This is a genomic window from Candidatus Frackibacter sp. WG13 (genome assembly GCF_900114655.1).
Taxonomy (GTDB): Bacteria; Bacillota; Halanaerobiia; order Halobacteroidales; family Acetohalobiaceae; genus Frackibacter.
Genome location: NZ_FOTT01000001.1, coordinates 21,044 through 36,835 on the forward strand (window position 1 = coordinate 21,044; position 15,792 = coordinate 36,835).

Here is a 15,792-nt window from a genome sequence, read left to right on the forward strand (position 1 = left end):
TATATTAAAGTAGTCTAACTAAGATATTAATTACTGAGCTATGAATAATACTTAAAGCTATGAAAGCAACGATCGGTGAAAGGTCAATTCCCATACCACTAGTAGGCAACATTCTTCGAATCGGTCCTAATACTGGTTCTGTCATCTCATAGATGAATCGCAAAATCTTTCGAGCTGTCTTATGGTGAGTTGGTGGCTGCACCCATGAAGCCACAACCCTAGCAATTAAAATATAGTTATAGACCGTAAACGCCATATCAATCAACCTAATTAACAAGTACATTAAACCACTCCTTCTCTCAGTTATAACTCTTTTGATCTCTCTGTGGCAGCAATTACTGCTTCTATTAGTCCAGTTCGTACTCCATTCTTTTCTAATTCATATAATCCCTCTACCGTAGTCCCAGCCGGTGAGGTAACCTGGTCTCTTAAAGCGGCTAGATGTTGATCGCTTTCCGCAGCCAATTTAGCAGTACCAAGTAGAGTCTGAGTTGCTAATTCTTTAGCTTCTTTTTGAGCAAGCCCCATCTTGACCCCACCAGCTACTAAAGCTTCAAGTACCAATAATATATAAGCTGGACCACTACCACTCAATCCAGTTACAGCATCCATTAACTTTTCTTTAACCTGAACTACACTTCCAATCGGACTTAAAAGTGATTCTATCTCGATTCCTAATTCGTCTTTAGCATAACTTCCTAGAGCATAAGCAATAGCTCCTTCATTAACTAAAGCAGGCGTATTAGGCATCACCCGTACTACTGGTACCTGCTTAGCTTCAATTGCTTCTTCAATCTTAATCGTACTTACTCCCGCAGCAATAGAGACCACCTTCTGTATTTCAGTAATAGAATCACTAACTTCTGCTAACACTTCATCTATTATCTGTGGTTTAACCGCTAAAAAGATATAATTACTCTCTTTTATTACCTGAAGATTATCATCTGTTACCTTAATTTCATATTCTTCATTTAGTAAATTTCTTCTTCCTTCAGAAATATCGCTAGCAATAATCTCATCTTGACTCAACTTACCACTAGCAATCAAACCACTAATTAAAGCCTCCGCCATCGCCCCAGCGCCAATAAATCCTATCTTCACTTCAGCCATCTATCATCTCACCTCATACTCTCTATTATTAACTACAGTTTATTACCGAATACATCAATCTCTCTTAATATTGCCGCGGACCAAAGATAGCTGAACCGATTCTAACTATAGTTGCCCCTTCTTCTATTGCTACTTCATAATCATTAGTAATTCCCATAGAAAGTTCTTCCATCTCAATATTAGGAATCACCTCTTCCTTAGCTCTATCAAATAACTTCTTTAACTTTCTAAAATAAGGACGCACTTCTTCAGTATCCTCTACATAAGGAACCATGGTCATTAGCCCTTTAACCTTAATATTTTCGAAACTTGAAACCTTCTCTAAATATTCGATCGTCTCTTCCGGTTTTAAGCCAAACTTATTATCATCTCCAGCAACATTAATCTGCACTAAAATATTCATAACTCGACCATTCTTACCAGCCCGCTTATTAATTTCCTTAGCTAACCGTAGACTATCAACCGAATGAATCAAATTACATCTATCCATACGCATAATATACTTAACCTTATTACGCTGTAAATGGCCAATCATATGCCAATTAACTCTCGAACTTACTTCTCCATATTTATCCTGCATCTCTTGGACCCTATTCTCTCCTAAATTGATTATCCCCGCATCTACAACTTCATTAATCTCTCCTAAACCTCGTGTCTTAGTAACAGCCACTAATTTTACTTCATCACTATCACGACCTGCTCGCTTTGCTGCTACCGCAATATTATGCTTTACTTGTTGTAAGTCCTCAACTATTTCAGACATATTACAAACCTCCTTACTTTATTAAATTCGTGATATAGATTAACTATCCTTCTTCTTTTATTCTCTCTTTAATGATTAAAAAAGGAACACAACCCCAAGGCTGTATTCCTTAAAAAATCTATAAAACTGATGCCGCCAACTCTGCTAAAGTAGAACGTTCTCCTTTATGCAGTGTGATGTGACCAGCAATCTTCTCTTCTTTAAATCGTTCTACTAAGTAGGTCAAGCCATTGCTATTACTATCTAAATAAGGATGATCAATCTGATAAGGATCCCCAGTTAAGATTATCTTAGTATCCTCTCCTACTCGAGTTATGATTGTCTTAATCTCATGAGGAGTTAAATTTTGAGCCTCATCAACTATAATAAATTGCTGTGGAATACTTCGCCCTCTAATATAGGTTAAGGCCTCCATCTCTATTAGATTCATATCTTGTAAATCTTGAATTATATCAGAGGCATCTTCATCTCTTTGCCCCCCAACTAAGAACTCCATATTATCAAAGATTGGTTGCATCCAAGGTCGTAGTTTTTCATCTTTATCTCCTGGTAAATAACCTAGATCATTACCCATTGGTACAATTGGTCTAGTTACTAATAATCTCTTAAACGATTTCTCCTCTACAACCTTCTCTAAACCTGCTGCCAATGCTAATAATGTCTTCCCTGTTCCTGCTTTACCCACCAAAGTAATTAACTTAATCTCATCATTTAATAACAGATCAAAAGCACATTGTTGCTCCTTATTTCTAGGCTTAATTCCCCAGCACTCTGGCTTCTGAAAGATTAAAGGTTTAACTACACCGCTTTTATCGTCATATCTACATAATGCTGACTGAGAACTACCTAAATTATCTTCTAACAATATAAACTCATTAGGATAAAAATCTTGTTCTAAATTTATTTCTTTCTCAGAATATAACTTATCTATTAGTTTAGAATCAACCTTTAAATTAGTTAAGCCAACATATAATTCATCAATATTTACTTTGTTAGTTTCATAATCTTCAGCTTCTAACCCTAAAGCATCTGATTTAACACGCATATTAATATCTTTAGTTACTAATATTACAGGCTTCTCTATTTCAGGATCACGACTTAACCCAATAGCTGTAGCTAAAATTCGATTATCAGGTTTTTTCTTATCTAAACCTAAAGGAAGCAAGTCTCCATCTTGATGATTTAACTCTACTCTAAGCGTGCCACCTTTTTCTAAAGCAACACCTTCATAAAGCTTCCCTTTATCTCTTAAATCATCTAGATAACGAGAAACTTAACGAGCATTTCTCCCTACTGAGTCCTGTCTTTTCTTCTGTGAGTCTATCTCCTCTATAACTACAATCGGAATTATAACATGATTATCATCAAAGGCAAAGATAGCTGTAGGGTCATGAAGCAAAACATTAGTATCTAAAACATAAGTCTTTTTCATAGTTAGCCTCCCATCTTTTCTTTAGGTTCCTTAAGAACTTTAACTCCTAAGCTTATTCCTTTTACTATAGCTCTTTCTTGGTTCTTACTTAAAACCTTTACTTCATTAAATGTGAAAGTATCATTCTTACTGACTAAAACACCTGTTTTAGAATTCTTGTTGACTAGTGCTGAAACAGGAACTACAATACCATTATATGAAGAACGAATTAATTTTACATCTATTTTACGTAATTTAGCAAAGAGAGGTATAAACTTTTTAACCTGTAAAACTAATAAATTCTTATCTTGACTGGTAATAATCTCCTTCACATGAGCATTAAATTTATTATTGCTGTATTCAGTCAATTTAAAATTAACCCCCATACCAGATTCAAATAAATAAGTCTTAGTTTTAGAAATAGGCATTACTAGATATAAGGAAAAATTATTGATTACTTTAAATACTGGTCTACCACTATTTAATTTATCTCCATTCTGAACTTGATTAATTTTATATCGTATCTTTTGAAAATATCTATAAGTTAATTGTTCCAATTCTTTAGGATTTAAAGTTGATTCTAAACCATCTACATAGTAACTAATCAAACCACTTTCGTGATTATATAATTTATATTCTCGATTATTATTCTCTACTTTAGCTACCAAAGTACTAGCTTTAACTTTTTTACCTTCAGGCACTTCAATCTTTAATAGACCAGATATAGGGGTAATCACTGTCGTTTCATCCCTGATAAATAATCCTTCTCCTTCTAATGACTTTGTAACCTGACCATATTCAGTTAATACCGTTTTACTGGTAGTATGAATGAACAGATTAAACAAAAATGATAAAGCAAAAATAATAAGAATAAAGATAATTATACCTTTAGTAAATTTAAAGTTTTTATTTTTCTTATTCTTAGATTTAGAAGATCTATCCCGCTTCCGTCTCCTCTTCTGTCTCTGCATTGAATTCATTGTCATTACTTAATCATTCCTCTTAACAACACATTAATAATAGAAGCTATTCATTATTATATAGCATCAATAGCCTATATGTGTAACATTCTATATACAGTAACTAAATTCCTTTATAATAGCCACTAAACCTCCTAAATATTTAGGAGGTTTAGTGTTTAAATCTCTATTTAATTATAAGCTAACTCTTTCCCCTGTTACCATATACACAATTCGTTCACAGATATTAGTAGCATGGTCAGCAATTCTTTCTAAATATCTACCAGCAAACATCAGACGAGTAGCCTGAGTAATTGTTGAAGCATCCTCCATCATATAAGTTAATAGTTCCCTTAAAATCTGGTCATTAATCCTATCTACTTCTTCATCCATTGCTGCTACTTCTTTAGCTTTCTCTATATCTAAATTAACAAACGCATCCAAACACTCTCGTACCATCTCTTGTGTAATCTTAGTCATCCGTGGAATATCTACTAATGGTTTAATTAACGGCTCATTGGCTATCTCTGTAGTAATACGAGCAATATTATAAGCATAATCACCCATTCGTTCTAAATCAGTAATTATTTTAGAAATCATCCCAATAGTTCTAAGATCTTTAGCTACCGGTTGCTGTAAAGCAATTAGTCTAATACATTTTTTTTCGATATCAACTTCAAAATCATCAATCGCATCATCATTTTCTTTTACTTCTTTAGCTAACTCTACATCACTCTCTGCTAACGAAGTAACTGCCTTATGAATTGCTTCTTCTACCATACTACCCATCTTTAATAGTTCTTGATTAAGCTTCTCTAGCTCTTGATCAAAGTTTTTTCTTACCATCTACTCTCCACTCCTCTCTTCATTTATAAATTATCCAAACCGTCCAGTAATATAATCTTCTGTCCTTTGATCCTCAGGTCTTTCAAAGATTTTTTCAGTCGGTCCTGCTTCTACTATTTCCCCAGTTAAGAAAAAGGCTGTATAATCTGAAATTCTTGCTGCTTGCTGCATACTATGGGTCACAATTATAATTGTATAATTCTCCTTTAACTCTTCAACTAACTCTTCAATCTTTGCAGTAGCCACTGGATCTAAGGCTGAAGTAGGCTCATCCATCAAAATAACATCAGGATTAACTGCTAAAGCTCTAGCGATACATAACCTCTGTTGCTGACCACCAGAAATCCCAATTGCCGATTTATCCAATCTATCATGAACTTCATCCCATAAAGCCGCTCTCTTTAAACTCTTTTCCACAATATCATCTAGCTTATCTTTATCTTTTATTCCATGAGCTTTAGGTCCATAAGCCACATTGTCATAGATAGACTTTGGAAATGGGTTAGGATCTTGAAAGACCATCCCTACTCGCTTACGAAGACTAACTACATCTAAATCATCTTGGTATATATCTTCGTTATCGATTAATACTTTCCCCTCTACCTGTGTACCCTCAATTAAGTCGTTCATACGATTTAGTGTCCGTAAAAAAGTCGATTTCCCACAACCAGAAGGCCCAATTAAAGCAGTTACCTGATTAGCTGGTGCTTTTAGAGAAACTTTCTCTAATGCTTGAAAATCATCATAATAAAAGTCTAAATCTTCTACTATAATCTTATGTGTACTGTTAGTCATTCTTTCTACCTCCTGCTCCCAATTAAAAATAATAAGTTATTTATTCTTCTTTCTTAACCAAGAACGCAACAATATAGCGATTAGATTCATAGATAATACTAAAACTATCAAGACTAAAGCAGTCCCATAAGCTAAAGGTCTCACCTTAGCTATATCATGGTGCTGAGTTGACATAATATATAAGTGATACGGCAAAGCCATAAACTGACTAGAAAGTGACTGTGGCAAAAACGGTAAGAAGAAGGCTGCCCCTGTAAATAAGATCGGTGCCGTTTCTCCTGCTGCCCTTGCTAAGCCTAAAATAGTACCGGTCAAGATTCCTGGAATCGCATACGGCAAGACATTAGTCCGAATACTATGCCACTTAGAAACTCCTAAAGCTAAAGAACCATGGCGATAAGAATTAGGCACTGCCTTTAATGCCTCTTCACTAGCTGTGATAGTTACTGGTAAAGTCATTAAGCCTAAAGTTAAACCAGCCGATAAGATAGAAGTTCCAAAACCTAATACATTAACAAATAAAGCCAAGCCAAATAGACCATATACAATCGATGGTACCCCAGCTAAATTTCGAATAGCCATCCGAATTAATCTCGTTATCTTTCCTTGTCTAGCATATTCATTTAAATAAATAGCTGCAAAGACTCCTAAAGGAACTGCAACTACCGCTGTGATTACTGTTACATAAAACGTTCCAACAATTGCTGGCCAAATACCACCCTCTGTCATTCCATTCTTAGGTGCGGCAGTAATAAACTGCCAGTTAATTACTCCAATCCCTTTACTAATAATATCATATAGAATAACACCTAAAATTAGTAGGATTACTAACATTGATAACCGTAATATATTAAAACCTATCTTCTGTTTAAGATTACTAGATTCCATTATTCACCCTCCCCATACTTATGGAGAACTAAATCAGAGATTAAATTCACTACGAAAGTCATTAAGAATAGTACTAATCCAATCGCAAATAAAGAATAGTAGTGAGTAGTATTATAAGGAACCTCTCCTAATTCAACAGCTATAGTAGCTGTCATAGTTCTCACAGAATCAAAGATGCTTTCTGGAAAAGCTGGTGCATTTCCTGTAGCCATTAAAACCGCCATCGTTTCACCAATAGCTCGTCCCATTCCTAACATAACTGCTGCTATAATTCCTGATAAAGCCGCGGGTAAAGTAACTGTAATTAAAGTATGCCACTCATTCGTTCCTAAAGCCAAAGACGCTTGTTTATACTCTTCTGGAACAGCAGAAATAGCATCTTCAGAAATACTAATAATCGTTGGCAAAGCCATAACACCTAATAAAATCGAACCATTAATTGCATTAAGACCATTACTTAAATTAAAAACCTTAGCAATCATTGGTCCAACTAAAACAATTCCTAAAAACCCAATAACTACCGATGGAATTCCCGCTAATATCTCAACAGTCGGCTTTAGAATTTCTCTCATTCTAGGATGAGCCACCTCTGCTAAATAAGCAGCACAAGCTATTCCTAGCGGTACCGCAAATATTAAAGAACCAACAGTCACTAATAAAGTACTATAAACCAAGCTTACAATCCCATAACTACGATTAGAATAAGAAGTAGGATTCCAATCAGTGGAAGTTAGGAACTCTTTAATACTAACTTCTTGGAAAGTTGGCAATCCTTCTTTTAATAATAAGGTAAAGATTCCAATTAAAATTATAATAGCTAGAATACCGTTACCGAAGAAGAACCATTCGATAGCCTTTTCTTTAAACTTCGACAATTTGCCCCGCTTCTGCAATTAAAACCCTCCTGTCAATAAATTAACCAAAAAACAACCGGAGATTCCTTATGATTATTTTCGATAAAATTTAAGAATCTCCAGTTATTTATTATCTTCATATTTTACTCTATTTTTAACTATATTTATAATTAATGTATTAGCTAAATAGCAACTTACTTACCTAAATTTTTCTCATTAATCTTTTTAAACTTAGGACTTACAGGATAGAAACCCTGTTCAACGGCAATTGCTTGTCCTTCATCACTTAACTCATACTTAATAAATTCTAATTCTTGTCCTGTTGGTACTCCATTAGTATATTGATTTAACGGTCTAGCTAGTGGATAATCTCCCGTTTTAACATTTTCTGGCTTAAGAGGACTAGCTGGCTTTGAATTAGCATCCTTAGCTACATTAAGTATATTTAATCCCTCTATTTCTTTATCATTATCATTTACTACATAACCAATTCCCACATAACCGATTCCGGCTTCGTCTGCTTTAATTCCTTCTACAATTTGAGCGTTACCATTCATACGCTTCATATTAGCAGAATAATCACCTTTTAATACATTATTTCTAAAATAAACAAATGTTCCAGAGTTGCTTTGACGCCCATAAAGAGATATCTCTTTATCTAGCCCTCCAACCTCTTTCCAATTAGTAATTTCACCTTTGAAAATATCACCAATCTGGTCAACCGTTAGATTTTCTACTGGATTACTTTCATGAACGATAACTGATAATCCATCCATAGCAACTACAAATCGTTTAACATCTACTCCATTTGCTTCTGCCTGTTTAATCTCTTCTTCTTTCATCACTCGTGAAGAGTTAGCAATATCTACTTTATCATTAATTAAAGCTGCAATTCCTGTTCCGGATCCTCCTCCGGTTACAGAAAGAGAGACTCCTTCATTTTGTGCCATATACTCTTCTGCTAAGACTTGTACCATATTAACCATTGTATCAGAACCCTTAACTTGTACATAACCTTGCTGTCCTTCTCCCTGGTTTTGAGCTCCCCCACAACCTACGAGAAATAGACCTGCCATTGTTAAAATACTTACTAAAATAATTGCTCTTTTGTTAAGTAACCTTCCCATTATCCAACCTCCTAAAATTTTGTTAATTAAGTCACATCTGTATCCACTTTTATTATAACAAGCAAATGTTAAAGCTATATTACAAGAATGTTAAATTTATGTTAACAAATGTCGACTTAAGCTTTAATTATCCTTCCCGGTTATAAATTAATTTATAACCGACACCTCGTACAGTCTCAATTGTTAACGCTTTAATATCATAATTGTTAAACTTTTTACGCAGCATTCTAATATGAACGTCCACTGTCCGAATACTACTTAAAGTCTCATAACCCCAAATTTTTGCTAACAATTCATCTCTTGAGCATGCTTTACCTAATTTATTAATTAAATAAGTCAGTAGACTAAACTCTTTATTTGTCATCTCTACTTCTTGTTCATCGATTAAGACCCTATACCCTTCTAAATCTAAAGTTAATCTTCCGTACTCAATAAAAGACCCCTTAAGTACTGAATTATTTAAATCTAATCTCCTAAAGATTGCTCGAACTCTAGAAGTTAATTCCCGCGGGCTAAAAGGTTTAGTTAAGTAATCTGTAGCTCCTAATTCTAACCCTCGTACTTTATTCTCTATTTCAGTCTTAGCACTCAAAAATACAATTGGAACCTTTTGTATCAGATTCTTGTCTTGTAAAAGTCTACAAATTTCAAACCCATCTAATCCCGGTAACATAATATCTAAAATAATTAAATCAGGAAGACCTTCTTTTAACTTTTCTAGAACCTGCTGCCCATCAGAAGCTAAAGAGACTTGATATCCATCTTGAGTTAAATTATATTTAATTAATTCCAAAATATTCTCTTCATCATCTACTACTAGAATTTTTTCTTCACTCATCTATTTAACCTCCCTACCTACTTCTTAATAGAATTATCTCATATTTATGTTACAAAAACTTTAGATAAATGTTAATATTCCGTTAAAATTTTAAGACATAGATAAACCCAGCCTATCTATTGATAGCTGGGCCTACCAATCTATTTAACCTCAGGGAGGGAAGTAACTATTATCTCTTACATCTTAATCATATCAAATTTAGATTACGAAAATATTAAATAATTATTAATGATTAGAACACAAAAAGGTCATATTGAGCAAATTATACATTTTTCGGTCAACATCTTGGTGAGTAGGAGCCGAAAATATGGCCGAACCACAGGACGTGGTGAGCTAATCTCAGGACAGGACGGCCTATAGATTAGGAAGCCTTATTTTTGGCGGATACGAACCTTAGATGTTTCGAAAAATGTATTCTGCCGCGAAAGGTGACCTTTTTGTGGTTGTACCATTAATATTTTGTTAACAGTTAGCTAGCTAAGACTCTTACATAATTATAAAATTCGATTAACTATTAATTAAATAATTACTACCTTCAATTTTCTTTACTTTATCCTTTAGCTGAGCTGCTAATCTACCTACTTCAAATCTTGTCTTTAAATCATAATCCTGATTAGTAATTACAGCAACAGATATAGTCGGTTGATGCAAAAGTAAAGCTTGATTCTGTGAAGTATTGACTGAAGATCTAGTTGTTAAGTTTTCATTAACCATTAATTCTTGAGCAACTTCTCTTTCATAACGTTTAATTATTCTTTTAGATAATTCTTCTCCCTTCTTAGGAGTCGTTACTATTAAGAAGTCATCACCACCAATATGACCTATAAAATCTTCACCATCAGCTACTTCGTTTAAAATATTAGCTGTTAATTTAATTAATTGATCTCCGTTTTCAAAACCATAATGATCATTAAAAGCTTTAAAATTATCAAGGTCGATATAAAGTATGGCAAATGGTTGTTTTTTCTTTAAAATCTTATCTAATCGTTGTTGAATTAAAGTATTACCTGGCAGCCCAGTTAATGGATTTAAATTTTGTGCTATATCTACTTGTAATTTTGTCATACTCTCCAGTAACCTTCTTACTGATAAAGTACCTATATATTTCTCATCTTTAGTCACTATAATATAATGATACAGTTTATTTTCATCTCTACTCATAGCCTTTTTAGAAACTCGTTCAATTGAATCATTGGCTTCTACAATTAATGGATGCTTATCCATTACTGATTTAATAGGCTTTTTTATAAATAATGAAACACCAAATCTCTTACCTAAACGATAATACAGCTCATCTTTCATTACTAAACCAATAGGATAATCCTTTTCATCAACAATTACTATTCCATTTAAATAGGGATCTTCTTCAAAATATTTCACTGCCTCTTCTACCAAATCTTCTTTCTGTAAAGTAGCATCATGTCGAACAATATCTTCTATATTTAACTCATTAATACTGAATCTACTTTCTAATCTATTATTCTTCCAAGTAATAAATCTTCTTAATTTATCAGTTATCGGTTCAGGATGTCCTACAGGATGTTGAATTAAATAACCTTGACCATAATCTACGCCTAATTCGATTAATTTCTCCAATTCATCGTAAGTTTCTATCCCTTCAGCTACCACTTTAGTATTAACTTGATGAGCAAAATCAATTAGTGCTCTTATTAAAGCCTCTTTAGTGGAATTTAAATTAATATTTCTAATTAATGACATATCTAATTTAATATATTGGGGGTGTAATTTAGATATAGTCTGTAGGTTAGCATATCCACTTCCTACATCATCTACTGCTATCTGATAGCCTTGTTCATAATAATGCTTAAGTGTCTTATGGAAAATATCAAAATTATTAATAGCCGTCTTTTCAGTAATTTCAAAAATTATATTCTGCTTCTCGATCCCTAACTTAGAAATTATCTCCTGAGTAACACCTTTTTTAAAATCATTTGCTTCGATTACTTCTGGACTAACATTTAAAGATAGTTTCTTCCCTGCTAAAAATGATTCTGCCTTCACTAAAGCTTGTTTACGACAAAGTCGTTCTAAGTCTAATAATAGATTCGTTTCTTTGGCAAAATCAAATAATTGATCTGGTCTCTCAAAGTAACTATCTTTAGGACCACGAGTCAAAGCTTCATACCCAACTATTTCTCCTGACTGCAAAGAAATTAAAGGCTGAAATAAGATTCTTATTTCCTCATTAGCAATTATTTCAGCTAAAATATCTCTTTTGCGTCGCCATTTATTATATTCTTTATCTTTAGCTACTTGTGCTGCTTCTTTAATTGTTTTATAGACTGAATTTTCTACTCTTTTTACTTTTTTACCTACAATTACTGCATGACCTAAATGTAAATCTAAGACTTCTTGAACATGAAGTTGCTTATTTAACCTAGTTACTACTGCAGATTTAATACGATTAGCTATAACTATCAATTCTTTTTCTGCCCTCAAAAATTCATCATCTAATCCCGCTAGAAAAATAACGAAATCATCTCCACCCTGATTACTAATCCCTATCTTGTCTTCTTTCCTCAATGTATTTGTAGATATATTTCGTAAAATTTTACTTAAACTAGCTAATATCTTTTCACAGATTTCTTCGCCATATTCTAATTCAATTTGACTAAAGTCAACAATATCTAAATAAATAACCCCAATATTTTTCTCTTCTTCTTTCAAATACTTACGTAATTGACCATAAAATGCAGGAATCACGGGAAAACCTGTTAATTCATTAGTTAAACTTTTTTGTGAACAGACACAAACTTCATCATCTAGGAACCACTTTAATATATTTTTGGTTCTATTTAACATCACTTGTGCCTCCTAATCTCTTAGATTTATCTAATCGCCTCTATTAAAGATTGAATTCTTGAATTAATTCATTCAAATTGTCAGCCATTTTAACTAATTTATTTGCTAATATAGTAACTTCTTGTGAAATAAAAGTCACTACTATGGTCTCCTTCCCACTTTGAAATGACCTTTAATATTTAATTTTATCGTTGATATTTATTTCTTAAAAAGATTGCAAATCCATTAGTTGATAATAGTATGACTAATAAGACAATAATTCCTGCTGCTGCAACATTTTGAAACTCAGCCTGTGGTCTTGAAACCCAATTGAAAATTTGGATCGGTAATACTGTGAAAGTATCCATAGGACCTCGAGGTAAGAAAGGTACATAACCTACTGCTCCTACCAAAATCAATGGTGCCGCTTCACCCATTGCTCTTGAAACAGCTAAGATAACACCCGTAAATATTCCTGGTGCCGCATATGGTAAGATAATTCCTTTAATCACTTGCCATCTTGTTGCTCCTAAAGCATAAGCTCCTTCTTTAATATTGCTCGGCACTGACCTAATTGCTTCCTGAGCAGCAACAATAATTACCGGCAAGATAAGTAGACTCAAAGTAGCTGCTCCTGCTAATATACTCCTCCCAAAACCTAAAAATTCAACAAATACTGCTAACCCTAACATACCATAAACAACCGAAGGAACACCAGCCAAATTAGCTATATTTAATTTTAAAATTCGAAAAAACCAAGAATTTTTATCCGCATACTCTTCCAAATAGATGGCAGTTCCTACACCTAATGGAAATGAAATTAATGTAACAAGTCCAATAACCCAGATGCTACCAACAAGCGCTGACTTAAGCCCTGCATTTTTAGGAAAACGAGAAGGAAAACTATTAATAAAGTCTGCATCTAACCAACTAAATCCTGTCCGGAAGACATCAAATAACAAGATTACTAGCACAACAACTCCAAAAATTGTACATAAAAATAGAATCTTTTCAAATAACATTCCTTTTAATCTTCTTCGTTTTTCTGATTTATCTATCTGAAACTTAGTTATATTTGGTTCATCAACTTGTTTTTGTTTTATTTGCTCTTCCATTAATACCCCTCCTCATGAGCCTGCACAATTAACTTGGCAAATAGATTCATAATTAAAGTCATAACAAAGAGTAAGGCACCAACGACAAAAAGTGTTTTATATTCAATCGTTCCTCTAGGAGTTTCCCCTAAACTAGCATTAACCATAAAACCAGTCATCGTCTGTATACTCTGTAATGGATTTAAATTTAGTTCACTACTAGCCCCCGCAGCAATAGCAACAATCATGGTTTCACCAATAGCCCGCGAAATCCCTAGAATAAATGAAGATATAATCCCCGAAAATGCCGCTGGAATAACAGTCTTAACTACCACTTGAAACTTAGTAGCTCCCAAAGCATACGCCCCATGGCGAATAGAATCAGGAACCGAACGCATAGCATCTTCACTTAAAGAAGCAACCATCGGAATAATCATAATTCCTACGGCAATGCTTGCACTCGCTGCATTAAATACTCCAGTCTGAGGAAGTATCTTTTGAATTAAAGGAGTAATAAAGGTTAAAGCAAAAAAACCATATACAACCGAAGGAATCCCAGCTAGAATCTCTAATATCGGTTTAATAACCTTACTCCATTCCTTAGAAGCATACTCACTTAAATAGATTGCACTTCCTAATCCAATAGGGATAGAAATAATACTCGAACCAACAGCAATCATTAATGTTCCTACCACTAAAGGTAGAATTCCGAAACTTCTTGGTTTAATCATTGGAGCCCAAGTAGCACTAGTAAAAAATTCAATAATAGATACTTCATTAAAAAAGGCAAAAGTTTCTTTAAATAAGATTATAATAATGCCTAATGTTGTTAAAATAGAAACAGATGCAAAAAATCGAAGAATCCATTTTATTATTTCTTCTTTTGCATATAATAAACTCTTATCTTGTGAATTGAGCAATTAAATTCCTCCCTCTCAAATTAATTCAATTATATATACATAAGCGCCCCCAATCTTTGGAAGGCGCCTACATATACAGTATGTTATTGGGTTATTGACTCTATATTTTTAAGTTGTTCTTGATACTTGCTACTTGATAAGGGAACATACCCTACTTGTGGCACGATTACTTTTGCATTATTTAAATAAAATTTTACAAACTTCTCTACTGCTGGTCTCTTTAAAGATGCTTGATTGAGATAAAAGAATAGTGGTCTTGCTAATGGTTTATAAGTCCCATTGCCAATAGTCTCCATTGAAGGTTTAACTGGACCATTACCACTATCTATTCCTACAACATTTAATTTATCTTTATTCTCTTCATAATAAGCATAGCCAAAGTAACCTAAAGCATACTTGTTCCCGGCAATTCCTTGTACTAATACATTATCATTTTCACTTGGTGTATAGTCAGTCCGACTAGCGCCCTCTTCGCCAACGATTGCCTCAGTAAAGTAATCAAAAGTTCCAGAATCAGCTCCAGGTCCATATAGGTCTATCTTCTTATCCGGCCATGAAGGTCGAATGTCACTCCAAGTTTCAACATTACTTCCTGGCTGCCAAAGTTTACGTAATTCATCTACAGTCATACTTTTAGCCCATGTGTTCTCCGGATTAACAACTACAGAAATTCCATCATAAGCTACCGTTACGGGAATAGATTCAATACCATTCTGCTCTGCTAACTTACGTTCTTCGGGTTTAATTCGTCGTGAAGCATCATTAATATCAGTCTCACCTACTACATACTTCTCAAATCCACCACCAGTTCCAGATACCCCAACAGAAACTCGTACATCTGGATACGGCTTTCTAAACTCTTCTGCGATTGCTGCTGTAATCGGATAAACAGTGGAAGAACCATCTATTTTAACTTCTCCTGATACTGTATCCCCTTTCTTATCATCACCAAAGATCCACCACGCATCTGCTTGTCCAGTCGCAGCAAATACAACTCCCACCGCTAAGAATAATACTAAAGTTAATGCAATTCCTTTCTTTTTAAACATTTAATCTCCTCCTTAGAATGTTAAAAATATTATTTAGCCGAGACATCTAACCTGTCTCACTATTTTAACTTTAAATAAAGTATAGCATAGCTTTTTTACAAAGAGATTAAATCTTTATTAAATCCATGTTAAAAAATATGAAGCTGATAATATAGTGCATATGCCCTATCGACACTCTGTTTTGAGTAGGACATTTGTCACAAAGTTATTTATTTCACTTACACATATTTACAACTAGCTTAAAATATAGTATAATAAATTTGTGAGTTAAAAACTTGTTAATAATTTTTCCTCTCCCTCTCTTCTTCATAAGTAAAGGTATCTGTCTATCTATTA

General features: G+C 33.7%; 14 protein-coding genes and 1 pseudogene. All 15 read right to left on the reverse strand.

Features of this window, described 5'->3' with window-relative positions; genetic code table 11:
• Positions 1-4 precede the first annotated feature (4 nt).
• A complete protein-coding gene (locus tag BM077_RS00120; protein WP_089746875.1) occupies positions 5-283 on the reverse strand; it encodes a YggT family protein in 279 nt (92 codons plus the stop codon).
• Positions 284-303: 20 nt separating this feature from the next.
• Positions 304-1,110, reverse strand: coding sequence for a pyrroline-5-carboxylate reductase (gene proC / locus BM077_RS00125; RefSeq protein WP_089746877.1), 807 nt, complete (start codon positions 1,108-1,110; stop codon positions 304-306).
• 64 nt (positions 1,111-1,174) lie between these two features.
• The gene (locus BM077_RS00130) at positions 1,175-1,873 is read right to left on the reverse strand and encodes a YggS family pyridoxal phosphate-dependent enzyme (protein WP_089746880.1); all 699 of its coding nucleotides are present in this window, start codon (positions 1,871-1,873) and stop codon (positions 1,175-1,177) included.
• A gap of 118 nt (positions 1,874-1,991) precedes the next feature.
• A pseudogene (locus BM077_RS14150) lies at positions 1,992-3,305 on the reverse strand (PhoH family protein).
• Between the two features lie 2 nt (positions 3,306-3,307).
• Entirely contained in the window at positions 3,308-4,270 is a 963-nt protein-coding gene (locus BM077_RS00140; RefSeq protein WP_090003366.1) for an HlyD family efflux transporter periplasmic adaptor subunit, read from the reverse strand.
• A 168-nt stretch (positions 4,271-4,438) separates the two neighbouring features.
• Complete coding sequence (gene phoU / locus BM077_RS00145; protein WP_089746888.1) at positions 4,439-5,089, reverse strand: phosphate signaling complex protein PhoU; 651 nt, start codon at positions 5,087-5,089, stop codon at positions 4,439-4,441.
• A gap of 30 nt (positions 5,090-5,119) precedes the next feature.
• Positions 5,120-5,884, reverse strand: a complete 765-nt coding sequence (gene pstB, locus BM077_RS00150) for a phosphate ABC transporter ATP-binding protein PstB (protein ID WP_089746890.1) — start codon at positions 5,882-5,884, stop codon at positions 5,120-5,122.
• A 36-nt stretch (positions 5,885-5,920) separates the two neighbouring features.
• Positions 5,921-6,772: a phosphate ABC transporter permease PstA gene (pstA, locus tag BM077_RS00155; RefSeq protein WP_089746891.1), complete on the reverse strand. Its 852-nt coding sequence runs from the start codon at positions 6,770-6,772 to the stop codon at positions 5,921-5,923.
• Entirely contained in the window at positions 6,772-7,665 is an 894-nt protein-coding gene (gene pstC / locus BM077_RS00160) for a phosphate ABC transporter permease subunit PstC (protein ID WP_089746893.1), read from the reverse strand. Before pstC (BM077_RS00160) ends, pstA (BM077_RS00155) begins: the two co-directional genes overlap by 1 nt.
• A gap of 155 nt (positions 7,666-7,820) precedes the next feature.
• Positions 7,821-8,753 (reverse strand): PstS family phosphate ABC transporter substrate-binding protein, encoded by a 933-nt coding sequence (locus BM077_RS00165; protein ID WP_089746895.1) that lies wholly within the window; start codon positions 8,751-8,753, stop codon positions 7,821-7,823.
• 127 nt (positions 8,754-8,880) lie between these two features.
• Entirely contained in the window at positions 8,881-9,591 is a 711-nt protein-coding gene (locus tag BM077_RS00170; protein WP_089746897.1) for a response regulator transcription factor, read from the reverse strand.
• Between the two features lie 507 nt (positions 9,592-10,098).
• Positions 10,099-12,414 (reverse strand): EAL domain-containing protein, encoded by a 2,316-nt coding sequence (locus BM077_RS00175; RefSeq protein WP_089746899.1) that lies wholly within the window; start codon positions 12,412-12,414, stop codon positions 10,099-10,101.
• Positions 12,415-12,599: 185 nt separating this feature from the next.
• A complete protein-coding gene (gene pstA / locus BM077_RS00180) occupies positions 12,600-13,508 on the reverse strand; it encodes a phosphate ABC transporter permease PstA (RefSeq protein ID WP_089746900.1) in 909 nt (302 codons plus the stop codon).
• Complete coding sequence (pstC, locus tag BM077_RS00185; protein WP_089746902.1) at positions 13,508-14,407, reverse strand: phosphate ABC transporter permease subunit PstC; 900 nt, start codon at positions 14,405-14,407, stop codon at positions 13,508-13,510. The genes pstA (BM077_RS00180) and pstC (BM077_RS00185) overlap by 1 nt, the downstream gene beginning before the upstream one ends.
• 83 nt (positions 14,408-14,490) lie before the next feature.
• Positions 14,491-15,456: a PstS family phosphate ABC transporter substrate-binding protein gene (locus tag BM077_RS00190; protein WP_089746904.1), complete on the reverse strand. Its 966-nt coding sequence runs from the start codon at positions 15,454-15,456 to the stop codon at positions 14,491-14,493.
• Positions 15,457-15,792 lie beyond the last annotated feature (336 nt).

Bases quoted from the DNA above. Each gene is read 5' to 3' on its own strand.
- BM077_RS00140 (WP_090003366.1), bottom strand. From the start codon at position 4,270: ATGACAATGAATTCAATGCAGAGACAGAAGAGGAGACGGAAGCGGGAT.
- pstB (WP_089746890.1), bottom strand. From the start codon at position 5,884: ATGACTAACAGTACACATAAGATTATAGTAGAAGATTTAGACTTTTAT.
- BM077_RS00190 (WP_089746904.1), bottom strand. From the start codon at position 15,456: ATGTTTAAAAAGAAAGGAATTGCATTAACTTTAGTATTATTCTTAGCG.
- pstA (WP_089746900.1), bottom strand. From the start codon at position 13,508: ATGGAAGAGCAAATAAAACAAAAACAAGTTGATGAACCAAATATAACT.
- BM077_RS00120 (WP_089746875.1), bottom strand. From the start codon at position 283: ATGTACTTGTTAATTAGGTTGATTGATATGGCGTTTACGGTCTATAAC.
- BM077_RS00165 (WP_089746895.1), bottom strand. From the start codon at position 8,753: ATGGGAAGGTTACTTAACAAAAGAGCAATTATTTTAGTAAGTATTTTA.
- pstA (WP_089746891.1), bottom strand. From the start codon at position 6,772: ATGGAATCTAGTAATCTTAAACAGAAGATAGGTTTTAATATATTACGG.
- BM077_RS00130 (WP_089746880.1), bottom strand. From the start codon at position 1,873: ATGTCTGAAATAGTTGAGGACTTACAACAAGTAAAGCATAATATTGCG.
- proC (WP_089746877.1), bottom strand. From the start codon at position 1,110: ATGGCTGAAGTGAAGATAGGATTTATTGGCGCTGGGGCGATGGCGGAG.
- BM077_RS00170 (WP_089746897.1), bottom strand. From the start codon at position 9,591: ATGAGTGAAGAAAAAATTCTAGTAGTAGATGATGAAGAGAATATTTTG.
- BM077_RS00175 (WP_089746899.1), bottom strand. From the start codon at position 12,414: ATGTTAAATAGAACCAAAAATATATTAAAGTGGTTCCTAGATGATGAA.
- phoU (WP_089746888.1), bottom strand. From the start codon at position 5,089: ATGGTAAGAAAAAACTTTGATCAAGAGCTAGAGAAGCTTAATCAAGAA.